Below are 23,532 nucleotides of genomic sequence, written 5' to 3' on the forward strand. Positions count from 1 at the left end.
ATGCTGCTTTGCGCGCTGCTCTGGGGAAGTGCCTTTCCGTCGCTCAAGACGGTTTACGGAATTTGGAACGAGCAAGGTCTCGAACTCGGTCTCACCGACTACTGGTGGTTTGCCGGAGTCCGCTTCACCATTGCCGGCATCGCCCTGCTGCTGATCGCGCGCAATCCCTGGGTGGAGATTCGCCACAGCTCGAAACCGCGTCTGCTGACCATCTCCCTGACTCAGACATTCGGTCAGTATCTGCTCTTCTATCTTGCCGTCGCCGTCGCCAGCGGCAGCCTAACAGGTCTGCTGGCCTCCAGTGGAAGTTTCTGGTGGGTGCTGCTCGCGCCCCTACTCGCTGGTGCCCCGAAGCCGAATCGTGCCCAGTGGTCGGCTCTGCTGTTAGGAGGTCTTGGGATCACCCTCGCGACGGCGGCACCGGGTGCTGGGGCGGGGAGGCCGTTGTTAGGTGCCGCCCTGATGATCGGCGCGACCGGAATGGGGGCCGTGGGGGTGATCGAATTCGGGAAGCTGGGGAAGGGGATTGGTGCTCGGGCCGCCACCGGCTTCTCGCTCGGCCTCGGTGGTCTTCTTCTGTTAGTCTGCGGTGCTTCCTCCTTTCCGCGGGCCGCCGAACTGATGAGTCCTCCGGTGATCCTGATCACCGCCTGGCTCAGCATCGTCTCCGCCGCCGCCTTTTCGCTGTGGAACTACCTTTCAACGAAGCATCCCGTCCCCTTGCTCGCCGGCTACCGTTTCCTGATCCCGCTATGTGGCATGACGGAGTCGCTGATTTTCCTCAAAGACGAATCGGCCGGATGGGGACTGATGGTGGGGGCGGCACTCGTGGTGATCTCGCTGGTATTGATGCAGCGAGCCAAGGTGCTCGTCGCCGCTGAACCTCTCGGAAGATAAGGGGGTGCTGCGGTGGAGAGTTATGTGTCTTCACAAAGGGGAAAGGGGGGCTTGCAGAGTCCGATTTCCTCTCTAGCGTAGCCGGAAGATGAAAACACTCGTACCCCTTGCCGTCGCCACCATCACCGCTTTTGCTTCACTCGGCTTTGCTCCGATCGCGGAAGCACACTGCCAGATTCCCTGCGGGATCTACGATGACGATAATGTCATCCAGTCGATGCACACGGACAGTGAGACGATCACCAAAGCCTGCGCGCAGATCGTCGAACTGCAGAAGGATCCCAAGACCAATGCGCAGCAGATTGTGCGCTGGGTGACGAACAAGGAATCGCATGCCCAGGCGGTTCAGGAAAAGGTGCTCAACTACTTCCTCGCTCAGCGCCTCAAGGCCGACCAACCGGATGAGGAAACTTACATGAAGAACCTGAAGCTTTGCCATCAGGTCATCGTCACCGCCATGGCTTGCAAGCAATCCACCGATGCGGCCAATGCCGAAAAACTCCATGACTTGCTGGTGGAATTCCAGAAGGCTTTCGGTTCGAAGGAGTGAAGCGTCCGATTTCGATCCACGCCGGGACCTCGTCAGAGGCCCGGCGTTTTTGTTAGGTGGGGGAGACTTACCTCGATGAAGGGAATACGGGAGGCGTGACGAAGTAGGGGGTCGGGTCGTGGTTCACGCGGAGCATGAGGCAGCGATCGATGGACGCTTTCGGGTTCCAGGGCTCCAGAGGAGTGTTTTCGATAAGCGACAGAGGGACTGGCCAGAGAGGTTTGGGGATGATTTGTAGTTGGGGCTCCGGACCGAAGAAACCGGGACACTCGTTGATGGATAGCCAGCGGCCACGGCGACAGTGCGGGTGGACGAATTCGGGCTTGGCGGGAAGCGCGGCGTGGATGTGATCAAAGAGGCAGCCGTAGACCAATTGCTGGGCGACGATGTCTTCCTGACGGTACTCTTCAGGAAGGGCGCTGCGGTGGTTTTCGACGAGGGGGAGCTGGTGGCTGCGCAGACGATTGAGTTTTCGGAAGTAGTTGTCGCGGGCATCGGGGCCAGGAAGGGCAAGGCCAGATGGGGTTTCGACGGCGAGGTAGAACTTGGCGGCGAGTTCGAGGTGAATGAGCTGCTCGCTGGCGAGATCGCGGAGGAGGAAATCGAGTTCGCCAAGCGTGATCTGGTCCGCGCTCTGGAGTTGGAGGTTTCGTGCGAGGAGTTCGAACCGTGGTGAGGCTTCGAGCAGACTGGCGAGCGCATCTTCGTAGAGGTGGCCGAGCTTCTGTTGGAGATTCAGATCTTCAATGTCCTCGGGTAGCGCGAGCTCGCGGTAGGGAAAGCTGGAGGCTTCCGGTAGATCACCGATGAGCAGCGGTCCTTGCGTGAGGCTTTGAAGGAGAACGTGAGTCGGCGAAATCATGGGGAGGCGAGTCGCAGACAAGGCTAACGGCGAAAGGGGACGTCGTCAGGGGGAAATCAATGCGGGGAGTTCGAGGGCGTCGCAGTGATTCGACACTGGCTTGTTGCTTCCGATTGAGTGATGAAGGCGGCTGACCAGAAAGACTCCATGACCACCGAGGAAATCCAGCAATACATCAATGATGCCGTGAGTTCGAAGTTCGACGGCTATGAGGCGCAGTCGATGGAGATGATGACGAGCGAGGGTGGCGACGGCCGCTTTTTTGGAAAGGTTTTCGCGATCAGATACTCGGGGCTTCCCAACAAATCAGATGTCTATCTGGCAGTGGGACAAAGTGAGCAAGGGGCGCAGATAGTGAAGCTCGGGATGTCGGAGTGTCTTACTCCTCAGAAAACCGAGCTCGATTTCCTGCTACAGAAGGAGTTGGGGATTGTGAAGGACGAGTCAGGCGGAGAGTGATGCGAGGAGAGGGTGGCTGCATGGCTGCGGCGATTATCATCGTCAGGCGGTTTTGTAGTTCACTAGCGCTGGGGAATCTGCTCATGGTTTCAGGATGAACGATGAGTCAAAGGGCGATGAAGGTGTTGCCAATCATGGTGACCAGAGTGTCGGCAACGGATCCGATCCGGCATCCCTGGAAGGAAATCCCAATCCCTATGCCTCGAGTGCCACGCCTCCAAGTCCTGGCGGAGTTTCCATAAATAAGGAGGAGCGCAACTGGGCGCTGATTGCCCATCTCTCATCACTGAGTATCTTCGTCGGCATTCCCGGCTTCATCGGTCCCTTGATTGTCTGGCTGGTCAAGAAGGACGAGTTACCTTTTGCCTCGGCTCAGGCGAAGGAAGCGCTGAATTTCCAGATCACCCTGTTTATCTACACCGTCATTTGCATCGTGTTGTTCATCACTGTGGTCGGCGCATTGATTGCCATTCCAGGCTTGATCGCGCTTGCGATCGTGGAGGTCGTCTTCACGATCATCGCTTCGATTCAGGCGGGAGAAGGGAAGTCCTATCGCTATCCGATGACGATTCGGCTGATCGCATAGCAAATGCCACGAAGGAACCTCCTGGTTGGGCATTTTCCAGGTGGATCAGTCTAGCATCGCACGGGCCAGCTCCTCGGTGAGAATGGTGACGCCGAGCTTTTCCGCCTTGTCACGCTTGGAGCCGCCGCCTTCGCCTGAAAGGAGATAGTCGGTGTTCTTGGAAATGCTACCGCTTACCTTGGCTCCCTTACTCTCTAACAGCTGCTTCATTTCATCGCGGCCGACGCTGAGGGTTCCGGTGAGAACAAAGGTCTTTCCGGCCAGCGGGAGATCGCTGGTGTCGGCTTCGGCCGGACGGGGAAGGTAATTGGCGGATGGCGGGTCGATGCCGAGTTCTCGCAGGCGCTCGATGACCTGAAGGCCGGCCTTCGACTCGAAGAAAGCAAGCGTGCTTTCGGCCGCTACGGGGCCAAGGTCGGCGGTGACATTGAAGGGCGCGATGCTTTGCTGGAGCTCGGCGATCTGTTCCTTAAGTTCGTCGTAGCGCTTCTGACGTTCGGCTTTATCGGCGTCGTCTGCGGGAGGGTTGTCCTTGTTGCGGGGAGAGATGAGTCTGCGCTCCGCCTCGAGCCTGGCGGCATCGCGGATGGCGTGAAGGACCGGGCTGTTAGGGAGCTCGCTGAGCGTCTTGTGAAGGCGGGCGAGTTCCTTGGATGCCGACTCCCCGATCTGGCGGATGCCCATGGCGTAGAGCCAGCGGGCGAGAGGTTGCTGTCGGGCCTGATTGAGGGACCCGATGACCTTGGCGGCGTTCTTTTCTCCGAAGCGCCGGGTGTCGACCTCGTTGCCGAGGTTGAGATGGGCGAGTTGCTCCTCGTCGAGTTTGAAGAGATCGAGTGCGGTGGTGCAGAGTCCGCGTTTGACCAGAGCTTCAGCCACCGTTTCACCGACGCCGTCGATATCGAGGGCTTTGCGGGAAGCGAACTGCTTGATCTTGGAAACGGCCTGGGCCGGGCAGGCAAAGTTGCCGCAACGCCAGGCGACGAAGCCTTCCTCCTGGGCGATCGGGCCTCCACAGGACGGGCACTGGTGATTGACGTGTTCGGGGAGGGAGAAGGGCTTGGCGTCGGGTGACCGCTTGTCGGTGATGACCTTGACGATGGCGGGAATGATCTCGCCGGCTTTCTCGATCAGGACGGTGTCGCCGATCCGGATATCCTTGCGCTGGATCTCCTCTTCGTTGTGAAGGGTCGCACGAGAGACGGTGGTTCCGGAGACAAAGACGGGCTCAAGCTCGGCGACGGGGGTGAGGACGCCGGTGCGGCCGACCTGGATGGAGATGGCGTTGAGGACAGTCTCCTTTTGCTCGGGGAGGAATTTGTAAGCTGCAGCCCAGCGTGGCGCGCGCGATCGGAAGCCAAGAGTACGACGTTCCTCGTAGTTCAGAACTTTCACGACGGCGCCGTCGGTGCCGTAGGCGAGGGCGTGGCGTTCGGTATCGATGCGGGCGACGGCCTCGCGCAGCTCTTCGAGATTGCTGGCGTGGATCAGCGGTTGATTACGTGGGATTCCAAGAGATTCGAGCAGCTGGGTGAAGTCGTCTTCTGTTTCGAGTTCCGGACCATCGTAGGCACCGATGCCGTGGGCGAGGAAGGCGAGCGGGCGCTCGGCGGCGCTCTTGGGGTCGAGCTGTTTGAGGGTGCCGGCGGTGGCGTTGCGCGGGTTGACGAAAGTCGGGAGTCCGGCCTCGTCGCGCTCTTCGTTCATGGTGGCGAAGGCTTCATTCGGCATGAAGATTTCGCCGCGGACTTCGAGGAGGGCGGGGATGGAGAATGACGGTGCGGCGAGGACTTGCAGGTCAATCGGCAGAAGTTCGCCATCTTCGGTGCGGATGAGGTTGCCTTCATGGGCGTCTGCAATTTCGACACCGGTTGCGGCATTTCGCCACCGAAGGTATCCACATTCCTCATAGCCGGATTGAAGGAACCAATTGGCGACTTCGGTTTCGGTGGGCCGGGTGCCATGAACATATGGCTGGGAAATGATGAGGGCGGGGCCTTGGTCGGTGGGAAGGATGCCGTGGAGATGGATGTCGTCGTCGAAAAATCTGTTAGATAGAAGGATATTGCGGAGGTATCCGACAGGGCCTTGCGCTCCAAATACAGGGGGGCGAGTCAATTTCACGACTCGCCGATGTCTGGCCAGATAAAAGACGGTGTGCTCGGATTGGCCTCCGAGGTCCGGCTGATCACTGAGTAGCTCGCTTAGCTTTTGCTGACTGGCGATTCGGCCGGTTTCTTGGCCCCATTCAAGAATGGATTTGGCCTGCGGTCTGAGCCGTTCTTCCACATCCGCTCCATGACCTGGGAGGTCGTGAGCTGCGAGGCGAGCAGCGAGGCTTTCAATCTCGCTTCGCGAAGTCGCTTTGTTGGATTTTGGGTGGATGCCGAGGAGTTCATCGATTGCAGAGTAGTTTGTATTGCTTGGGGTGTCAAAGCTGGAGAGTTGAAGCGGGACGCTGTGGATGGTGCGGACGTTGTGGGTGATGTCGTCGCCGGTTTCGCCGTCGCCACGAGTGGCGGCGTAGTCGAGGGTGCCGTCGCGGTAGACGAGGGAGACGGCGACGCCATCGATTTTGGGTTCGACGGTGACGGCGACCTCTGCGCGGCCGAGGTTCTTCTGAAGGCGCTGGTAAAAGGTGACGAGCTCAGTGTCGGGGACGTCGTGACTTGCGGGATCGAGCTGGAAGACGTCATCGATGGAAAGCATCGGGACGAGGTGGGTAACCTGTTGGAAGCCTTCGATGGGGGCGCCGCCGACGCGTTGGGTGGGGGAATTGGGATCGGCAAACTCGGGGTGTTTTTTCTCCAGTTCTTCAAGTTCGCGGAAGAGCGTATCGTACTCGGCGTCGGAGATTTCCGGGGTGGCGTCGGTGTAGTAGAGACGGTTGTGGTGCTCGAGTTCCTTGCGGAGCTTGGCGATGCGGTCTGCCGGGCCGGGCTGGGAAAAAAGGTCGTCCATGGGGCTGGGGAAATCTTAGCGGTGAATCCTATTTCGCCAAGGCTTCGGGGAGCTAGAAATGTAGAAGGACGAAGAGCAGGACGTAGAGCAAGGGCGATTCCAAGTCACCTAGCAGCAGAAGAATGGTCACCAGAGCCATGGGTGATCTCAGGGACTCGCCGGGTTGGCGAAGGCGGTCCTCGCGGGTGGCCCAGATCATGAAGAGAGAAACAAGTGGGCAGAGTGTGAAGAGGGCGATGAGGACAGGCACGAGAATATCGAGGGCACCATTTCTGGAATCGAGAGGGCTTTGCGCGGATTTCATGACCAGACCCAGAAGGATGAGTGCGGCTGAAAGAAGCCAGGCGAGGGTCAGGATGTTCAGGGCCGGCATGAGGTAGCGGCTCCAGACGAGGGGAGGTGCCTCGAGGCTGTCTTCATCGATCGGCTCCTCAGAGACGAGCACTCTGGCACCATTCACGGGGGCGGGACCCCATAGGTGGCTGCAGTTCGAGTCGAGGCTTCGGGCGAAATAGCCTTCCGAGCGCCTTTGAGCGACATAGAGGGAGGCGGTCTCAAAGTTCTCAAAGGTAAGGATCATGCGCGTATCAATCCGCTAGAAAATGCTTCAAGCGTTGAAAGAGCATGGCGCCTGCGATGGCTCCGAGGAAGTCAGAAATGAGATCCCCGGCATCGTTTCCACTGCGATTGGGGATGAAGGACTGGTGGGCTTCATCGATGGCTCCGACGAGTGTCACCAGAATGATGACGATCAGCATCCGGGTGGATGGGTGAAGGGCAGGCCGGTGGCAGAAGATCGCGGCTGAGAGAAGTCCGGCGCCGCCGAAAAAATAGCCGAAGTGCACGAGCTTATCGAGATGCCGAAACTCGAGGCCCGGGGGCACGTGCCGGGCTTCGGAAGAAAGTACCCAGAGGGTGACGAACCAAACGGCAAAGGCGGCGAACCAGATTGCCGGGTGACGGGGCAGACGCATGGAGGGATTTGCCGCTGCGCGGGTTCAGGGGGGGGGCGGGTCGTAAACCCGCTTTCCCCATTATTGCTTGCGGATTTCGTCTTCGAGACGCTCGGCGAGCCACTGCTTCATCATCGATTGATAGTTGAGGAAGCGGGTGCGGGCGATGCGCTTGATGCGCGAAAGCATGCGGGGGTCGAAGCGCAGGGTAATGGTCGTGGATTCGCGCGAGTCGGGCTGGTGGACGGAGCCGGCCATGAGGCGGCCGTCGAGCTCGTGTTCAAGCCAGAATTTGGCTTCTTCTTCTTCGTCTTCGAAGTCGGGAATCTTGTCCCAGTCGGATACGGATTGCATGACGGGTGATTATTTGAATTCGGCGTATTTCCGTTCGTAAAAGCGCTGCTCGCCTTCGGTCATTTCGCGGGCGGCGATGACGCGCGCGGTCTTTCCATCGGTGCGGAAGCAGATGAAGAGATGGCGGTCGGCGACGGTGCGGCCGAGGGCGAAGTAGCGGGATTCGCTATCGGGCCGATCATTGTCGGGCAGAAAGCGCACGGCGAAGGGGTCTTCCAGCGTTTCCTCGAGCTCCCGAGGACGGATGTCCTTGAGGTCGAAGTGAACGTCGATGAGGTCGATTTCCATAGTTACTTGCAGCGAGGGAACACGGGATTGGGAGGATGGGGAAGCGGAAACATGCCTCTTCCTGAGCAGCGGCAAAAATAGAACCTGCCGGGAGAATTTCTAGCCTGCATTTCCGGTGAAGGATGGCATCAGGGTCTTCAGGATCGATCGGGTCGGACGAGGTGATTGAGCCCCCGGGGGAGTCGATGGGACGAGTTCTTCGGAAAGGCATCATGTCACTGGAGGACCTGATTAGGGATTGCGCTGAGGGTGAAGGACAAGGAACTTGCAAACGTGTTTTTGGCCGGGTTTCGAGAATTGGTGAAAAAGCCGTGGGTGAATATCATCGACGAGCTGAAGTGCTCGGGCGGCTTGCCGGTTCCGGAATTGCAGCGACGCCTGGGAGGCAGCTACATGGGGATCAAGGATCAGTGCGAGGCGCTGGTGAAGCAGGGCTTTGTCGAGACTTGGCGGGTGCCGCGCAGCGGCGTGGGGCGTCCGGAAATCATGTATCGGCTGACCCAGAAGGCGGATCAGCTTTTCCCGGCGGCCGGCACTCATTTGAGTCTGGAGCTGCTGGAGGCCTCGCGGCAGCTCTTCGGCGGCACAGCACCCGAGCGCTTGCTCCTGCAGTATTTTAAGCAGCTTGGCGAATCCTGGCAGCCGCGCCTGGCGAAGGCGAAATCCCTGGTTGAGAAGGCGACTCTGCTTTCCGCACTGCGGGAAAAGGAGGGCTGCTTCGGACGCTGCAAGTATGACCCGGAGGCGGGTTTTCGAATCGAGGAATTCCATCACCCGCTGAATCCGGTTTTCGAGGTCTACCCCAATGCGATTCAGTTCGAGCTTCGGATGCTGGAGGAGCTGCTCGGCACGAAGGTGGTGCGAAGGGAGATTCCCGGAGGGCGGGCGGGCCCGGCGCGAGTTGATTACGAAGTGCTGACCCTGGGTGTGAAAGGGGATTGAATAGGAATGAGCTGTGGGCGGTCTTACTCGATGTCACCAATCGCATCGACATGAAGAACCGTATCATTCTCCCGCTCCTGGCAGCCGCCGCCATGAATTCCTGCCAGCGTCCGGCGGATCGCCAAGGGCGGACCGATGAGGATCAGAACGCGGTTCAGGCCGCCGCCGAGGCCTTGGAAGGCGAACGCTCGCGTCTGCAGGCCGAACGGGAGGCTCTGGAGGCGGCGAAGGAGGAGTTGCGGATGCAGCGAGAGGCGGCACTGACGGCAAAGGAATGGGAGCTGGAGCAGCGCGCCTCGGAGCTCGAAATGCAGGACGAGCAGGCTCGGCTTGCGGCGGAAGCGCTGACCGCCGAGCAGGAGGCGCTGGCGATTCGTGAGCAGGAACTTACCGCGGTGGAAAAGGAGCAGGCGGGAACGACCCTGATTGCCGATTGGACTCCAGAGGAACCGGAAGTGGTTCAAGAGCCGGTAGCCGACTACGATCTTTTCTACGAAGAACTTGAGCCCCATGGGAGCTGGTTTGAAACTCCGGACTACGGCTACGTTTTTCAGCCGACCGTGGTCGTTCAGAACCGATCCTGGAGGCCCTACACCTACGGCAGGTGGGTGTGCACGAATCTTGGTTGGACCTGGCGGTCGGATGAGCCCTTTGGTTGGGCGACGTTCCACTACGGCCGCTGGGCCTTGCTATCCGGCCGAGGCTGGTGCTGGGTGCCGGGCAGTGAGTGGGCACCTTCGTGGTGTGCCTGGCGTGAGGGGGCTGGTCATGTCGGCTGGGCGCCGCTGCCCCCCGAGACCCTTGCCTATCGTGGCCGCGGCTGGGGTGCCAGCGTCGACATCGACCTGGGAATCTCCAGCGCATCCTTCACCTTCGTCGAAACCCGTTACATGGCGGACCCGCTGGCGCAGCACTGCTATCCCGTGAATCGGAATGCGGGCTTCTTCCGCACCACGCGGGGCTGCACGAACATCCAATACCAACATAACAGGATCATTTCCGGTGGACCGAAGTATGCTCCGATTCGCCAAAAGGTGAACAAGCCATGGCCTGTCTATCAGCTCGACATTGATTCGGTCGGCGGGATGGGTCGTGGACCGGCCCATCGCGGGATTCGCCATGGAGTTCAGCGCGGCCATCATCTCCAGGTTTTTGCTCCCTCCGTCGACGCGCCGTGGAATCCACGTTTGAAACCAAAGCGAGTCGCCGATTCGTGGAAGGATGTCCAGGTGGTAAGATCCGAAAATGGTCTCCAGCAAATCTGGTCACGTCGCCTCGCCGAGTCACGGGAACGCCAGCGGGACAATGCTCAGAACTGGTCGAAAAAGAATCAGGATCTCGAGTCGGCTCGCGAGAAACAACTCCAGGCCAACCGTGAAAAAGTCGCGGCAGCCCAGGCGCGGGTTCGCGAGAGCTTCGCGAGAAAGGTCACTTTTCAAAACCCACCGACTCCTGACGGTTCAGACCGGACTCCTGCTCAAGGACCGACCGCGAGGGAACCGGAGCGCGGCGCTCCAGTAGTGGGAAACGATCGCAAGCCAGGTGCAGGAAGAAACCCTTCGGATCGGGGGGACGGATCGGGAAAGACTCCGCCACGAAATGGTCCGAGGAGCGGCGATGCGATGGCGGTGGCTCCCAGTCGGCCAAACCCAGGTCCCAGCAGTGGCAAGCCGGAGCTTCGTGCCACCGACCAGGTTTCACCATCTCCGATGACTCGTCCCGCAAGGCCTCAGGCTCCGATGCCTGAAGCGCCGCCGTCGAGCCCCGCGCCGCCGAGACCATCGGGGGAGCCGAGCTCTCCGACGGAAGATCGGATGGCCGAGAACGCGGAAAATCGCCGGCAGCAGCAGGAGGCGCGGGACCGGGCAACTCAGCAGAATGATGAGGCCCGCAGGCGTCAGGAAGAGGAGCGCCGAGTCGGAGCTCAGCAAGCAGCAAATGGCGATCGTCGGCAAGCGGCTGCCAGCGCCAGAGAGGATAGACTGCGCGCCGAGAAAGCCGCTCAAGCCTCCCGCGAAGCAAGCCAACAAGCTCAAGCTCAAGCCCAAGCCCAAGCCCAAGCCCAAGCCCAAGCCCAAGCCCAAGCCCAAGCCCAAGCCCAAGCCCAAGCAGAGGCCGCTGAGCGGAATCGGCCTCGTCTTCATCAGAGTCCGAACCAGGCGGCACAGGTTCAGGCGAGGCTGGAAGTGCAGCGCAAGGTCCGCGAGCAGCAGGAACGAGCTCAGGAGCAGTCACGTCTGCAAGCGGAGCAGGCCAAACAGAGAGAGATGTTAGAGCGGCAAGCGGCCGAGCAGGCGGCGCGTGAAAGAGAGCGGGCCGCTGAGAGGGCTGCGGAGCAACTGGCTGAACAGCAGGCAAGGCAAAGAGAGATGGTGGAGCGTCGGGCCAACGAGCAGGCGGCACGTGAAAGGGAGCAAGCCGCTCAGAAAGCGGCCGAGCAGCGGGCTCAGATCCAGGCCGAGCAGGCGAGGCAGAGGCAGATGTTAGAGCGTCAGGCCGCCGAGCAAGCAGCACGTGAAAGAGCCCAGGCAGCTCAAAGGGCCGCCGAACAACGCGCTCAGCAGCAGGCTGAAACGGCACGTCGTCAGGAAGAATCACGGCGGGCCGCCCAGGAGCAGGCGAGACAGCAGCAGGAACGGGCCCGGGAGGCTGCCGAGCAGCGCGCCCGCCAGCAGCAGGAGAACCAGGAACGAGCCCGTGAAGCACAGGAGCGCCAGCGTGAGAGGGCTCGCGAACCGCAGGATCGTCGCAGAAGTCGTTGAGGCATTCGGGAGCTTGCACGGGACGGGATCATGGTCAGGCTGGCGGCCATGAAACCTCAGATCGGCGATCAAGCTCCGGACTTCACCGCTCCCGTGGCGGGCGAAGGCTGCGATGACTCCAGCAGCATCACCCTTTCCGCATTGCGTGGATCCCGGGTGGTGCTGGTTTTTTACCCGAAAGACCAGACACCCGGCTGCACGACTCAGGCCTGTGCGCTGCGCGATGGCTGGCAGGACTTACCGGATGATGTGAAGGTCTATGGCGTCAGCATCGACGACGTAAAAAGCCACCGAAAGTTCATCGAGAAACAGCATTTGCCCTACCCGCTGATCGCCGATACCGACAAGGCAATCGTCGAGCGCTACGGCGTGTGGGTGGAGAAATCGATGTACGGAAAAAAGTACATGGGCACCGAGCGCAGCACCTTCGTCATCGGTAAGGATGGCAGCATCGAAAGCGTGCTCGAGAAGGTCGCTCCAAAGAAGCACCTCGAGCTTCTCAAGGAAGCGCTGGCCTGAGAATCCGACGCGGCCAACGCATCCGACCCCAGGGAACATAGTGAGAAAATGTGCCAAAATTTTTGAATAAACAAGCTGCTATGACATCCTATGATCAGTAAATCATAAGCCGGGGCTGGCACCCGGTTTGAAAATCACTAAATTCATTACAGAACGATTATGGGACTCGATAAAATGACCACCAAACTGCAGGAGGCACTTCAGGCAGCCCAGCGGCTTGCTTCGAAGTCAGCGCATCCTGAATTGAAGAGCATCCATGTGCTTTTTTCCCTCCTTCAGCAGGAGGGCGGCATCACCGTGCCAATCCTCGAAAGGGCGGGCGTCGACTTGACCAAGCTCAAGGCTGGCGTGGCCACGGCTTTGTCGAAAGAGCCGAGCCAGCAGGGAGCGACCTCGCAACCCCAACTCAGCTATGGCCTGCGCACCACCCTGGATGCCGCCGATGAAATCCGGGAGTCGATGGGCGACGAGTTTTTGTCGGTCGAGCACTTCATCCTGGGCGCGCTGAAAGCCGACTCGCCAGCTGGCAAGGAACTCGCGGCCGCCGGTCTAACAGAAAAGAATGCACGGGAGGCCCTCGATGGCATTCGCGGCTCGCAGAAAGTCACCGACGAGGATCCTGAAGGGAAATATCAGACGCTTGAAAAATACGGCACGGACCTGACTGCGCGAGCCCGCAAAGGGAAGATCGACCCGGTGATCGGGCGCGATCATGAGATCCGTCGGGTACTGCAGGTGCTTTCCCGCCGCACCAAGAACAACCCGGTGCTGATTGGCGAACCGGGGGTCGGCAAGACGGCTATCGTGGAAGGACTCGCGCGACGGATTGTCTCCGGCGACGTGCCGGATTCGATGAAGAACAAGCGCATCATTGCCATGGACCTCGGCAGCATGCTCGCCGGGGCCAAGTTCCGTGGTGAGTTCGAGGATCGCTTGAAGGCATTTTTGAAGGAAGTCACGGAGTCCGAGGGAGAGATCGTGCTCTTCATCGACGAGCTCCATACCATCGTCGGGGCGGGGGCGAGTGAGGGCGCGGTGGACGCGTCGAATCTGCTCAAACCCCAGCTTGCCCGCGGCGAGCTGCGGACGATTGGTGCGACGACACTCGATGAGTATCGCAAATATATCGAGAAGGATGCGGCGCTGGAGCGTCGCTTCCAGCCGGTGAAGGTCGGCGAGCCGTCGGTGGAGGACAGCATCGCGATTCTTCGCGGCTTGAAGGAGCGCTACGAGGTGCACCATGGCGTGCGCATTCAGGACGGTGCACTCGTCGCAGCCGCAGTACTTTCGGACCGCTATATCTCGGATCGCTTCCTGCCGGACAAGGCCGTGGATCTGATGGATGAGGCGGCTTCTCGACTGAAGATCGAGCTGGATTCGATGCCTACGGAAATCGATCAGCTCGAGCGCGAGGCGATGCAGCTTGAGATGGAGAAGAAGGCGCTCGAGAAGGAGTCCGACAAGGCATCCGCGCTTCGACTTGAGAAGGTCAAGGAAGAGCAGGCAAACCTGAAGGAGAAGTCAGCCGGACTTATGGCGCAGTGGCGCAATGAGAAGGAAGTCATCGACCGCGTGCGCGAGCAGCAGACGAAGATCGACACGCTGAAAACCGAGGCCGAGCAGGCGCAGCGGCTCGGGGATCTAACACGTGCCTCGGAGATCACCTACGGCGCCATTCCGGAAGCGGAGCGTGCGCTGGATGCGGCGCAGAAGCAGCTCGAAGGCCTGCAGCGCAGTGGCGCGATTCTGAAAGAGGAAGTGACCGAGGAAGACATCGCGCGGGTGGTGGCGTCCTGGACAGGCATCCCGGTCTCGCGCCTGCAGGAGGGCGAGAAAGAGAAGCTGGTGAAGATGGAAGAACGTCTCGGCGAACGGGTCATCGGACAAAGGACGGCTATCAGTGCCGTATCCAATGCCGTCCGGCGAGCCCGTGCCGGCTTGCAGGATGAAATTCGTCCGATCGGCTCGTTCCTTTTCCTCGGACCGACAGGCGTCGGAAAGACCGAGCTGTCGAAAGCCCTGGCGGAGTTCCTCTTTGACGACGAGAGCGCGATGGTGCGGATCGACATGTCGGAATACATGGAGAAGCACAGCGTGGCGCGATTGATCGGTGCCCCTCCGGGATATGTTGGCTACGATGAGGGCGGCCAGCTCTCCGAGCATGTTCGGCGGAAGCCGTATTCGGTGGTGCTTTTCGATGAAATCGAGAAAGCGCATCCGGATGTCTTCAACGTGCTGCTGCAAGTCCTCGACGATGGACGGATCACCGATGGCCAGGGCCGCACGGTGGATTTCCGCAACACGGTGCTGATCATGACTTCGAACATCGGTTCGCAGTTCATCCTCGGCGAGGAGAATGCCGAGCAGCGCGAGGCAAAAGTGATGGAAGCCCTGCGCGGGCACTTCCGGCCGGAGTTCCTGAACCGCATCGACGAAACCGTGATCTTCGACCGATTGGCGCGGGAAGAGCTGACAACCATCGTCGATCTCCAGCTGGAAATGGTCCGCAAGCGATTGGCCAAACAGGGACTTGGGCTGGCGCTCAGTCCGGAGGCAAAGGAATACATCGGCAATCAAGGCTACGATCCGGTCTATGGAGCGCGTCCTCTGAAGCGGGCAATCCAGCGGCATCTGCTAGACGAGCTATCGCTGGAAATCCTCGATGGGAAGTTCGTCGATGGCGACGTGATCGAAGCCGATGTGAAGGATGGCAGGATCGTGTTCGCCGGCGGTGCACCGTCGTCGTCGGGCCAGGAGTAATGATCGGGCCCGGGTGACAAGGGACGGGTGGAGGGACGAGAAGGGACGGGTGGAGGGACGAGAAGTGGGCTCTGAGGAGGGCGACGCGAGGGCGTGCCCGCTCCGATGCGTCACCTTCCACCTCCACGCTTGCCGGTTGGCACGCAAATTGCCACGTTTCGCGGAACATGACCGGACGATTGCTTTCCCGCCTCGGATTTTTGCTGCCTGCTTTGCTGATATTTTTGGCCGTAAGTGTGCCTTTGTTAGCTGCGGAGGATCCGGGGTCGGCGGAAGTGGCCGTCGAGAAATCCATTGATGAACAGCTCGATCAAGGCTTCGGAAGCGCCACGGGATGGTTTGTCGGAGGGATCTTCTCAAGCGTTAGAATCGCCGGCTACGATGTCCTTTGGGTGGTTCTTTGGTTGGCCCTGGCCGGTGTGGTGACCACGATCGCCTTCCGTTTCATCAATATCCGCGCTTTTCCGCTCGCCGTCCGGACTGTGCGGGGGAAATACAGCAGTGAAAGCGATCCTGGAGAGATCACCCACTTTCAGGCCCTGACGGCCGCCGTCTCAGGCACGGTAGGACTCGGAAACATCGCGGGCGTGGCGATCGGCATCGCAATCGCAGGTCCAGGCGTCGCTTTCTGGTTGTTCCTGAGCGGCTTTCTCGGGATGGCGACGAAATTTGCGGAGTGCACGCTGGGGGTGAAATACCGGACAATCGACAAGGAAGGGCGAATTCACGGCGGAGCGATGCAATACCTATCCAAGGGCTTCGCCGAACTTGGCATGAAGCCGGTGGGAGTGGTGCTGGCGGTTCTTTTCGCGATCTTCTGCGTGTTCGCCTCTTTCGGCGGTGGCAATGTTTTCCAGATCAATCAAGCCACGGCCCAGCTGCTGAACGTGACGGGAGGCGAGCAAAGTTTCTTCTACGGCAGGCAATGGATCTTCGGAGTCATTATCGCCGTGATCACGGGACTGGTGATCATTGGCGGCATCAAGGGGATCGCGAAGGTGACCTCCAAGTTAGTGCCAGTAATGTGCGTCGTTTATCTGGTCAGTGCCTTGATCGTGCTGATCGTGAACGCTGGCCACATCCCGGAGGCGATCAGCGAGATCATCTCGGAAGCATTCAAGCCAAGAGCGGCAGTGACCGGAGGCTTCTTGGCGGCATTCATCTGGGGGATGCGCCGTGCGACTTTTTCGAATGAGGCAGGCATTGGATCCGCGCCAATTGCGCACGCCGCAGCAAAAACCCGGATGCCTGCGAGTGAAGGGGTCGTCGCTTTGTTGGAACCCTTTATTGACACCGTCGTCGTCTGCACCATGACCTCGCTGGTGATCGTTACCTCAATGTATTTCGAAGGCGATAGCGGCGCATTCACGGTGAACGGGCAGGCCTTCGAACTAGGTGCGGCGTCAAACAATGGTACGGCATTCGGCATCGGCCTCACGTCAGCAGCCTTTGAGACGGTATCAGATGGATTCAAGTACATGCTCTTTGCCTGCGTGCTACTTTTCGCCTTCTCGACCTTGATTACCTGGAGCTACTACGGGCTCCAGGCCTGGCAGTTCCTATTTGGTCAGAACAAGGTGGTTGAGCTGATCTACAAAGTCATCTTCTGTCTGATCATCGTTGCGGGCGCTTCCGCTTCGATGTCGAATGCCATTGATTTCTCCGATGCCTCGCTCTTCGCGATGAGCATTCCGAACCTGATCGGGGTCTATGTCCTGATGCCGGTGGTTTTCCGTGAGCTCAACAAATACATCGCCTACACGAAGAAGGTCGATGCGGGGAAATCACAGGATGAGGCTCTCGCGGAGGTGGAGAAGATTGATGGCGGAGGGGCTTGATCACGCTCAAGCTTGCCCCATCGTAGGGCCATGGCTCGCGAGTACACGCTGAATCGTCGGGAAAGCGCTTCCTCCTCGGGAATCGATTATCGAGCGGAGCTCAATGACGAGCAATTCGGGGCGGTGACCTCACCGCCGGGACCCACATTGGTGATCGCAGGCGCGGGATCGGGGAAGACGAGGACGCTGACCTATCGCGTCGCCTACCTGCTCGATCAGGGGGTGGACGCCCGAAATATCCTGCTGCTGACCTTTACCAACAAGGCAGCTCGCGAGATGACCGAGCGGGTCAGGACGCTGGTGCCTCACGATGTCTCGGCACTTTGGAGCGGCACCTTTCACTCGATCGGAAACCGCATCCTGCGGCGGCATGCCGAGGACCTCGGATTCACCAAGGCCTTTTCCATTCTCGATCGCGACGACCAGAAGTCCCTGCTCAGCTCGGTGATCGGTGCACTGGACATCGATACCAAGTCGCGGCGCTTTCCAAAGGCGGACGTGCTCGCCTCAATGTTCAGCCTCGTCGAGAACACCGGGGAAAGTCTGGAGGAAGTGATCATGCATCGCTATCCCTACTTCGATGACTGGCAGGAGGAAATCGAGAAAGTCCACAAGGGCTACGTGAAGCGAAAGCTGGAGACGAACTCGATGGATTTCGATGACCTGCTCGTGCTGACGCTTCGCCTGCTGAAGGAAAACGAGGACTTGCTCAAACTCTATCAGAAGCGCTTCCGCCACATTCTCGTCGACGAGTATCAGGACACCAACTCGGTGCAAACGGAGCTGATCGATCTGCTCGTCGCTGGCGGGTCGAGTGTGATGGCGGTGGGGGATGACGCGCAGTCGATTTACTCATGGCGCGGAGCAGACATGGGGAACATCCTCTCGTTTCCGAAGCGGCACGCCGGCTGCAAGGTTTTCAAGATCGAGACGAACTACCGCAGCGTGCCGGAGATTCTCGATCTCTCGAATGCAGCGATCAAGGCGAACCTCGAACGCTTCGACAAAGACCTTCGGTCGTCGCGTGAGGCACTGGGTGTGAAGCCGGCTCTGGTGCCCCTGCAGGATCCCTCGCTTCAGTCGCAGTTCATCTCACAGCGGATTCTCGAACTGCGGGACGAGGGGATTCCGCTGGAGGAAATGGCCGTGCTCTACCGGGCGCACTTCCAGTCGCTCGAAGTGCAGATGGAGCTAACCTCGCGCGGGATTCCTTTTTCGATCACCAGCGGCCTGCGGTTCTTCGAGCAGGCGCACATCAAGGACATCGCGTCCTTTCTGAGGTTCGCGACGAATCGCCGCGACGAGACGAGTTTCAAACGGATCGTCCTGCTCCTTCCCGGGATCGGCGCAAAAGGCGCGGACAAGATGTGGGCGCAGTGGCTGAAGACCGGCTGGGCGGTGAAGGAAGACACGCCGCCATGGTCGGAAGTGCTCTCGACCTTCAAGCCACCGAAGAAGGCGGAGACGCATTGGAAACAGCTCGGCTACATCTTTGACGAACTGACGCCCAACGGCGAATTCGCCAAGCCCTCCGACATGGTCTACAGCGTGCTCGAAGGCATGTACGACGACTACCTCTGCGCGAGCTACGACAATGCCGAGAATCGTCGCAATGACATCGAGCAGCTGATGAGCTACGGCATGAACTTCGATGACGTGCTGGAGTTCCTGGCGCAGCTTTCCCTGCTGAGTTCGGCGGACGGCGAGCCGACGGGAGACAAGTCGGAGCGCGATGACGAGAAGGTCACGCTGTCATCGATCCACCAAGCGAAGGGCTTGGAATGGAAAGTGGTGTTCGTGATCTGGCTGGCGGACGGCCAGTTTCCGAATGGCCGGGTCATCGAAGCGGAGGATGACGCGATGATGGAAGAGGAGCGGCGCCTGTTCTACGTCGCGATCACCCGCGCGAAGGATGAGCTGTACATGAGCTACCCGCTGATCAATCCGAAGAGCTACACCGGCGATGTGATCCAGCGACCGTCGCGTTTTCTCGATGATTTTCCGAAGGCATTGGTCGAGGAATGGCAAGTCGGGCCGAGTTGGGATCACGAAGGAGTGGACGAGCCGTTTTGAGCTGGGGCTTTGGGGTTCTTTACAGAAGGACGCGAAGGACGCGAAGGTCGCGAAAGGGGGAGGGTTTGTCGTTCCTTTCAGGTGGTCCTTGAAAGGGCTCGAGTCTCCGATGTTGGATGCCTTGGACGAGTGGACTCTTGGGCCATGCCCCGACCTTGCAGCTTATCGAAGTGTCGCGTTCTGTTTGCCGAGGGAAAGCTCTCGGAAGGGGCAAATTGTAAATTCGCCAGAAGAGGCGGAGCGTTGGTGGGATTCGGCGCCGGTGGGGTAACATCCGGTCTGGCACCCCCGCCGGGGTGCGCTTCACTGGGTGATTGTGATCCGGTGGTGTCGCTACGCTCGACCACCGGATTTTTTCAGGCGGGCTCGCTGGTGGGTGGGGCTTCGAGGATGCCTTTGGCTTTGGGCCAGGCTTTGGCGGCTTCGACGAGGATCCAGGCTTCGAGGGCGAGGGTGGCGATGCCGATGGTGGCAAGCAGGTAGTTCGGTTTGTCGCCTGTCAGCCATGCGTCAGGGCCGATGAAGACCTGCATGATCATGGCGGTGGCGGGGAGGATGAGCATGAAGAGGGCGGGGATGGCGACGAACCAGATCGGCAGGCCGCGACGCCACATCCAGAAGAGGATGACGAGGAAGGCGATCCCGCCTAACAGCTGGTTGGTGGCACCGAAGACGGGCCAGAGGATGAGGCCGCCTTTGCCGAGGTTGGCGACTTCCCAGGCGGTTCCGGGGGCGGGCAAGGCGGCGATGAGGCCGGCAATGACTACGGCGAAGATGGTGGCGACGTGCTTGTTCTGCAGCGGCTTGATGCCGGTGGCGTGACCGAGTTCCTGGGTGACGTAGCGCTGGAGTCGGCAGGCGCTGTCGAGGGTGGTGGCGGCGAAGGAGGCGACGAAGACCCCCATCAGGGCGACGGCGAATTGGCCGGGGAGGCCGAGGGCTTTGATGAAGTTCGCGCTGCCTTCGACGAAGGCGGAGATCGCTCCTTTTCCGGCGGCACCCCACTCGGCGTATTTGGCATGGTAGGCGGCTTCGCCAAAGAGGGTTTCGCCACCCGGTGAGGAGACGCCGAGGCCGATGCCGGCGACACAGGCGAGGATCACAAGCACGGCGAGAAAGCCTTCGGTGAGCATCGAGCCGTACCCGACGAATTGGGCATCGGTCTCGGATTGCAATTGCTTGGACGAGGTGCCGGAGGAGACGAGGCAATGGAATCCGGAGATCGCACCGCAGGCGATGGTGACAAAGAGAAAGGGGAAGATCATCGGCGCGCCGGCCGGAGCGTTCTCGCCGAGGCGGATGGGCTCGGCGACGATCTCGAGCGCCTGCTTTTCCGCCCCGCTGCCGACTCCGAAGAGTGCTGCAATGACGAGCCCGGCGACGACGAGGCCGAGGGCGGAGAGGAGTTGGAGGGAGTTGATGTAATCGCGCGGCTGGAGGAGAACCCAGACGGGAAGAACCGAGGCGATGTACGAGTACACTAGTAGCAGGATGCACCACGAGAGGATCGACCAACTGGCGAGCTCGGCATTGAAGGCGTGAAGCGGACCCCAGTCGCCGAAGTGGACGCTGAGGTACATGATGCCGAGGGCGATGAGTGAGGGGAGGGTGAGACTGATGCCTTTGCGATGGAGCCAGATGCCGATGATGACGGCGATGGGGATCTGGATGAGGCAGGGGAAAATCGAGCTCGGGAACATCTTGAACACGTTCGCGATGACCAGCCCGAAGATCGCGAGCACGATAGTGAGGGCGAGGAAGAGGATCGAAAGGAAGAGGATGCGGGCGCGCGGGGCGAGGACGCGGCCGGAGATGTCGCCGACGGTTTGGCCGCGATTCCGCATGGAGATGTAGAGCGAGCCGAAGTCGTGGACGGCCCCGATGAAGATCGAGCCGAAGAGCACCCACAGAAGTGCGGGGACCCATCCCCAGATGACGGCGAGGGTCGGGCCGACGATCGGGCCGGTGCCGGCGATCGAGGTGAAGTGGTGGCCGAAGACGACGCCTTTCGAGGTCGGAACGTAGTCGCTGCCGTCCTGCAGTTCGATGGAGGGAGGGATACGGTCAGGATCGAGCTTGAAGATCTTTCGCGCGAGCCAGCGACCGTAGGTGTGGTAGGCGATGAGGTAGAGGATCAGCGAGCCAAGGGCGATGAGGAGGGTTTGCATGGGTTTGACGAAAAGTGCGGTCTGCGGCTGGGAGGGTTAGGTGCCGATTGCAAAGCGGCATTCCCCAGCGGGCGGACGCCTAAACGTCGGCCCGGGCACCAATGCCGGTATCGGATTTGCGTTCCGCATTCTGAATGATGTTCAGGGCGTGGTTTCCAACGGCCTCGAGATGGTTGTTGGTCTCGGTGTAGAGCATTTCGGTCGGGACGTCGCCGCCCGCCTGCATGCGCCTGACCGCACCCTTGTTATGCTGTTTGCGGAGTTTATCGATACGATTCTCGAGGAGGTTGGCCGTCTCATACATCTCGCCGGAAATTCCTGAGAGTGAATTGGCACAGAGATCGAGGATGGCGCGAACCTGGTGGCAGATGGCGGAGAGTTCCCGGTGCTGTTCTTCCGAGAAGTGACGACCTTTTTCGTACTTTCTCTGCACCGTCTTGACCAGTCGATAGATCCGGTCGGTGGCCTCCTCGTGCTCGGAGACGACGCGCAGCATGGCGGTGATCCGGGTGGCGTTGCTCGGCCCGATTTCATGGGACGAGCACTGGATGAGGTAGGAGGTGATGTCGTGCAGCATCTGGTCGCACTGATCCTCCATTTCCTTGAGCCGGGCGACTTCGGAGGAGAGGTCCTGATCGGGGTTGTTGAGGACGTTTACGAAGCCGTCGAACATCTGGGAAGTGACGTTGCTCATCGCCTTGATGGCGGTGTCGGCCTCGGCCAGGTTGAGTTCGCCGAGATCGACGAGACCCTGGGAAATGTAGCGGATCTGGGTCTTGTTGGAGTCCGGGGACTTGTCGCGCACCCACCATTCGACGAGGCGCGCGATCTGGGGGACGAAGGGAACGAGGAGAAGAATGTTCGCGAGATTGAAGGCGGAGTGGAAGACCGCGGTGGCGAAGGCGACGTCGAAGGAGGAGAACTCACCCTTGGCGGCGCGCAGGGAATCGGGAAGGAGGTGGGTGATCTTCCAAGCCATTTCGGTGAAGGGAACGAAGGCCACGAGCATCCACAAAACGCCGGCGACGTTGAAGGTGAAGTGGGCCCGGGCGGCTCGTTTCGCATTCAGGTTGGCGCCGAGCGAGGCCAGCCAGGCGGTGACGGTGGTGCCGATGTTTTCGCCGAGGACGATGGCGGCGGAATTGCGGAAGACTTCGATGGGATTGTCGAGGTCGCCAAGCCAGCCATTGAGGGCGCAAGTGATGGTGATGGCCATGGCAGCCGAGGACGACTGGCAAAGCAGTGTGAGAACGATGCCGCCGACGAGGTAGAGGAGAACGGAGAGGAATCCGCGCCCGCCCATCCAGGTGACGATGTTCTGAATGGTGGCTGCAGTGCCGGGGTCGGTTTTGAGCATTTCCCGAAGGTCGGGAACGGAGTCCTTGAGAAGGCCGAGTCCGAAGAAGACGAGACCAAACCCGAGCAGCACCTCACCCCAGCTTTTGCCTTTGTCTTTACCGATGAAAAGAAAGGGCAGGCCGATGCCGATGAGGGGCAGGGCGATGCTGGCAATCTCGAATTTCCCGACCACGGCGACGATCCACGCGGTGATGGTGGTGCCAAGGTTGGCGCCCATGATGACGCCGATCGATTGGATGAGGGTGAGGAGGCCGGCGTTGACGAAGGATACGACAAGCACCGTGGTGGCCGAGGAGGACTGGACCAGCGAGGTGGTGAAAAAGCCGGTGAGGATCCCGCTGAAGCGGTTACCGGTGATGCCTGACAAGGCGGCACGCATCCTGGCACCCGCCACTCGCTGCACGCCTTCCGACATGATCTTCATCCCGAAGAGGAAGACACCGAGAGCGCCCAGAACCTGAAGAAGGCTGAGGACCGTGGAAATTAACGAAAACGAGGGCTCGGCGGAAGCGGCTAAAAGCGACATGAGTATGTGACGAAATCCTCACATAAGGGCCGAGCGAGCGAGCAAAAAGGAGTCAATATGGGAAAATATCGAAGCGCGAAGAGGCAGATTGCAATGCTTCAGGAATGATCGAGATCCTCGGCGAGGGCCTCGAAGACCGGGGCTGGCACGTAGCGGCGTACGGTATCCTGCCAGCCATCGGGGCCGATGAGGCTTTTGACCATGCTCGATGAAACCTCGGCGATGTCGCGAGGCGGCATCAGGAAAGTGGTCGTTATCTTGGGTGCGAGGTCGGCGTTGATGTGACGCATGACTCGCTCATACTCATAGTCATCTGGCGCGCGGATGCCGCGCAGGATGAACTGGGCGTCCCGATCGCGGGCATAGTCGACGAGGTAGCGGTTGTCGAAATGGGCGATGGTGAGCCGTTCGCAGGAAGGCACCGAAGCACGGAGCAGGCTGAGACGTTTTTCGACACTGTAGGTGTAGCTCTTCGAGGGGTTGTTGCCGATGGCAACGATCAAACGATCAAAGAGTTGCAGCCCTTGATCGATCATCCAGAGATGACCGTTGGTCGGGGGGTCGAAGGATCCGGCGTAGACCGCAGTGCGCATGGACTTGGTTAAGCGTTAAAATTCAAACTTTAAACCCCAAATGCTGGAACGTGAGGAAGTGGCGAATGGCTGCATGGATCGG

At 59.9% G+C, this 23,532-nt stretch carries 19 protein-coding genes; 10 read left to right on the forward strand and 9 right to left on the reverse strand.

Annotation, left to right across the window (positions count from 1 at the left end):
- Both ACFQY0_RS00090 and ACFQY0_RS00095 read left to right on the forward strand, forming a co-directional pair.
- The gene (locus ACFQY0_RS00090; RefSeq protein ID WP_379707781.1) at positions 1 to 897 is read left to right on the forward strand and encodes a DMT family transporter; all 897 of its coding nucleotides are present in this window, start codon (positions 1 to 3) and stop codon (positions 895 to 897) included.
- Between the two features lie 88 nt (positions 898 to 985).
- Entirely contained in the window at positions 986 to 1,447 is a 462-nt protein-coding gene (locus ACFQY0_RS00095) for a superoxide dismutase [Ni] (protein WP_379707783.1), read from the forward strand.
- A 67-nt stretch (positions 1,448 to 1,514) separates the two neighbouring features.
- On the opposite strand, the gene ACFQY0_RS00100 is transcribed toward ACFQY0_RS00095, so the two are convergent.
- Positions 1,515 to 2,309, reverse strand: coding sequence for a DUF1853 family protein (locus tag ACFQY0_RS00100; protein ID WP_379707785.1), 795 nt, complete (start codon positions 2,307 to 2,309; stop codon positions 1,515 to 1,517).
- A gap of 147 nt (positions 2,310 to 2,456) precedes the next feature.
- Between ACFQY0_RS00100 and ACFQY0_RS00105 the strand changes: the two genes are divergently transcribed.
- Both ACFQY0_RS00105 and ACFQY0_RS00110 read left to right on the forward strand, forming a co-directional pair.
- Positions 2,457 to 2,768, forward strand: a complete 312-nt coding sequence (locus ACFQY0_RS00105; protein ID WP_379707787.1) for a hypothetical protein — start codon at positions 2,457 to 2,459, stop codon at positions 2,766 to 2,768.
- Positions 2,769 to 2,862: 94 nt separating this feature from the next.
- Positions 2,863 to 3,354: a DUF4870 domain-containing protein gene (locus ACFQY0_RS00110; protein ID WP_379707789.1), complete on the forward strand. Its 492-nt coding sequence runs from the start codon at positions 2,863 to 2,865 to the stop codon at positions 3,352 to 3,354.
- Between the two features lie 45 nt (positions 3,355 to 3,399).
- Here the strand turns inward: ACFQY0_RS00110 and ligA are convergent, their stop codons facing one another.
- From ligA to ACFQY0_RS00135, 5 genes are read right to left on the reverse strand one after another with little or no spacing between them, the layout of a single operon-like run.
- Positions 3,400 to 6,315: an NAD-dependent DNA ligase LigA gene (gene ligA, locus ACFQY0_RS00115; protein ID WP_379707791.1), complete on the reverse strand. Its 2,916-nt coding sequence runs from the start codon at positions 6,313 to 6,315 to the stop codon at positions 3,400 to 3,402.
- A 52-nt stretch (positions 6,316 to 6,367) separates the two neighbouring features.
- Complete coding sequence (locus ACFQY0_RS00120) at positions 6,368 to 6,895, reverse strand: hypothetical protein (RefSeq protein WP_379707793.1); 528 nt, start codon at positions 6,893 to 6,895, stop codon at positions 6,368 to 6,370.
- Between the two features lie 7 nt (positions 6,896 to 6,902).
- The gene (locus ACFQY0_RS00125; RefSeq protein ID WP_379707795.1) at positions 6,903 to 7,289 is read right to left on the reverse strand and encodes a VanZ family protein; all 387 of its coding nucleotides are present in this window, start codon (positions 7,287 to 7,289) and stop codon (positions 6,903 to 6,905) included.
- 60 nt (positions 7,290 to 7,349) lie between these two features.
- Positions 7,350 to 7,622 carry a CopG family antitoxin gene (locus ACFQY0_RS00130; protein WP_379707797.1) on the reverse strand — a complete coding sequence of 91 codons (273 nt, stop codon included), beginning with the start codon at positions 7,620 to 7,622 and terminating at the stop codon, positions 7,350 to 7,352.
- A gap of 9 nt (positions 7,623 to 7,631) precedes the next feature.
- Positions 7,632 to 7,910, reverse strand: a complete 279-nt coding sequence (locus ACFQY0_RS00135) for a BrnT family toxin (RefSeq protein WP_379707799.1) — start codon at positions 7,908 to 7,910, stop codon at positions 7,632 to 7,634.
- A gap of 300 nt (positions 7,911 to 8,210) precedes the next feature.
- Here ACFQY0_RS00135 and ACFQY0_RS00140 point away from each other — a divergent pair, with 300 nt between their 5' ends.
- The 6 genes from ACFQY0_RS00140 to ACFQY0_RS00165 all read left to right on the forward strand — a co-directional run bounded on the left by ACFQY0_RS00140 (position 8,211) and on the right by ACFQY0_RS00165 (position 18,804).
- Positions 8,211 to 8,852: a helix-turn-helix transcriptional regulator gene (locus ACFQY0_RS00140; protein ID WP_379707801.1), complete on the forward strand. Its 642-nt coding sequence runs from the start codon at positions 8,211 to 8,213 to the stop codon at positions 8,850 to 8,852.
- Positions 8,853 to 8,902: 50 nt separating this feature from the next.
- On the forward strand, positions 8,903 to 11,614 hold the full coding sequence (locus ACFQY0_RS00145) for a DUF6600 domain-containing protein (protein ID WP_379707803.1): 2,712 nt from the start codon (positions 8,903 to 8,905) through the stop codon (positions 11,612 to 11,614).
- Between the two features lie 48 nt (positions 11,615 to 11,662).
- Positions 11,663 to 12,133, forward strand: coding sequence for a peroxiredoxin (locus ACFQY0_RS00150; protein ID WP_379707805.1), 471 nt, complete (start codon positions 11,663 to 11,665; stop codon positions 12,131 to 12,133).
- A gap of 159 nt (positions 12,134 to 12,292) precedes the next feature.
- Positions 12,293 to 14,893, forward strand: a complete 2,601-nt coding sequence (gene clpB / locus ACFQY0_RS00155; RefSeq protein WP_379707807.1) for an ATP-dependent chaperone ClpB — start codon at positions 12,293 to 12,295, stop codon at positions 14,891 to 14,893.
- Positions 14,894 to 15,060: 167 nt separating this feature from the next.
- Positions 15,061 to 16,731 (forward strand): alanine/glycine:cation symporter family protein, encoded by a 1,671-nt coding sequence (locus ACFQY0_RS00160; RefSeq protein WP_379707809.1) that lies wholly within the window; start codon positions 15,061 to 15,063, stop codon positions 16,729 to 16,731.
- A gap of 30 nt (positions 16,732 to 16,761) precedes the next feature.
- Positions 16,762 to 18,804 carry an ATP-dependent helicase gene (locus tag ACFQY0_RS00165; protein WP_379707811.1) on the forward strand — a complete coding sequence of 681 codons (2,043 nt, stop codon included), beginning with the start codon at positions 16,762 to 16,764 and terminating at the stop codon, positions 18,802 to 18,804.
- 356 nt (positions 18,805 to 19,160) lie between these two features.
- Here the strand turns inward: ACFQY0_RS00165 and ACFQY0_RS00170 are convergent, their stop codons facing one another.
- The 3 genes from ACFQY0_RS00170 to coaD all read right to left on the reverse strand — a co-directional run bounded on the left by ACFQY0_RS00170 (position 19,161) and on the right by coaD (position 23,450).
- Entirely contained in the window at positions 19,161 to 20,972 is a 1,812-nt protein-coding gene (locus ACFQY0_RS00170) for a carbon starvation CstA family protein (RefSeq protein WP_379707813.1), read from the reverse strand.
- A gap of 79 nt (positions 20,973 to 21,051) precedes the next feature.
- A complete protein-coding gene (locus ACFQY0_RS00175) occupies positions 21,052 to 22,857 on the reverse strand; it encodes a Na/Pi cotransporter family protein (RefSeq protein ID WP_379707815.1) in 1,806 nt (601 codons plus the stop codon).
- 98 nt (positions 22,858 to 22,955) lie between these two features.
- On the reverse strand, positions 22,956 to 23,450 hold the full coding sequence (coaD, locus tag ACFQY0_RS00180) for a pantetheine-phosphate adenylyltransferase (protein ID WP_379707817.1): 495 nt from the start codon (positions 23,448 to 23,450) through the stop codon (positions 22,956 to 22,958).
- Positions 23,451 to 23,532 lie beyond the last annotated feature (82 nt).

The sequence above is a fragment of the Haloferula chungangensis genome, from assembly GCF_042664875.1.
GTDB classification, from domain to species: domain Bacteria; phylum Verrucomicrobiota; class Verrucomicrobiia; order Verrucomicrobiales; family Akkermansiaceae; genus Haloferula; species Haloferula chungangensis.

Excerpts from the sequence above, each read along its gene's own strand:
- ACFQY0_RS00090 (WP_379707781.1), top strand. The coding sequence starts at position 1 with ATGCTGCTTTGCGCGCTGCTCTGGGGAAGTGCCTTTCCGTCGCTCAAG.
- ACFQY0_RS00095 (WP_379707783.1), top strand. The coding sequence starts at position 986 with ATGAAAACACTCGTACCCCTTGCCGTCGCCACCATCACCGCTTTTGCT.
- ACFQY0_RS00100 (WP_379707785.1), bottom strand. The coding sequence starts at position 2,309 with ATGATTTCGCCGACTCACGTTCTCCTTCAAAGCCTCACGCAAGGACCG.
- ACFQY0_RS00105 (WP_379707787.1), top strand. The coding sequence starts at position 2,457 with ATGACCACCGAGGAAATCCAGCAATACATCAATGATGCCGTGAGTTCG.
- ACFQY0_RS00110 (WP_379707789.1), top strand. The coding sequence starts at position 2,863 with ATGAACGATGAGTCAAAGGGCGATGAAGGTGTTGCCAATCATGGTGAC.
- ligA (WP_379707791.1), bottom strand. The coding sequence starts at position 6,315 with ATGGACGACCTTTTTTCCCAGCCCGGCCCGGCAGACCGCATCGCCAAG.
- ACFQY0_RS00120 (WP_379707793.1), bottom strand. The coding sequence starts at position 6,895 with ATGATCCTTACCTTTGAGAACTTTGAGACCGCCTCCCTCTATGTCGCT.
- ACFQY0_RS00125 (WP_379707795.1), bottom strand. The coding sequence starts at position 7,289 with ATGCGTCTGCCCCGTCACCCGGCAATCTGGTTCGCCGCCTTTGCCGTT.
- ACFQY0_RS00130 (WP_379707797.1), bottom strand. The coding sequence starts at position 7,622 with ATGCAATCCGTATCCGACTGGGACAAGATTCCCGACTTCGAAGACGAA.
- ACFQY0_RS00135 (WP_379707799.1), bottom strand. The coding sequence starts at position 7,910 with ATGGAAATCGACCTCATCGACGTTCACTTCGACCTCAAGGACATCCGT.
- ACFQY0_RS00145 (WP_379707803.1), top strand. The coding sequence starts at position 8,903 with ATGAAGAACCGTATCATTCTCCCGCTCCTGGCAGCCGCCGCCATGAAT.
- ACFQY0_RS00150 (WP_379707805.1), top strand. The coding sequence starts at position 11,663 with ATGAAACCTCAGATCGGCGATCAAGCTCCGGACTTCACCGCTCCCGTG.
- clpB (WP_379707807.1), top strand. The coding sequence starts at position 12,293 with ATGGGACTCGATAAAATGACCACCAAACTGCAGGAGGCACTTCAGGCA.
- ACFQY0_RS00160 (WP_379707809.1), top strand. The coding sequence starts at position 15,061 with ATGACCGGACGATTGCTTTCCCGCCTCGGATTTTTGCTGCCTGCTTTG.
- ACFQY0_RS00165 (WP_379707811.1), top strand. The coding sequence starts at position 16,762 with ATGGCTCGCGAGTACACGCTGAATCGTCGGGAAAGCGCTTCCTCCTCG.
- ACFQY0_RS00170 (WP_379707813.1), bottom strand. The coding sequence starts at position 20,972 with ATGCAAACCCTCCTCATCGCCCTTGGCTCGCTGATCCTCTACCTCATC.
- ACFQY0_RS00175 (WP_379707815.1), bottom strand. The coding sequence starts at position 22,857 with ATGTCGCTTTTAGCCGCTTCCGCCGAGCCCTCGTTTTCGTTAATTTCC.
- coaD (WP_379707817.1), bottom strand. The coding sequence starts at position 23,450 with ATGCGCACTGCGGTCTACGCCGGATCCTTCGACCCCCCGACCAACGGT.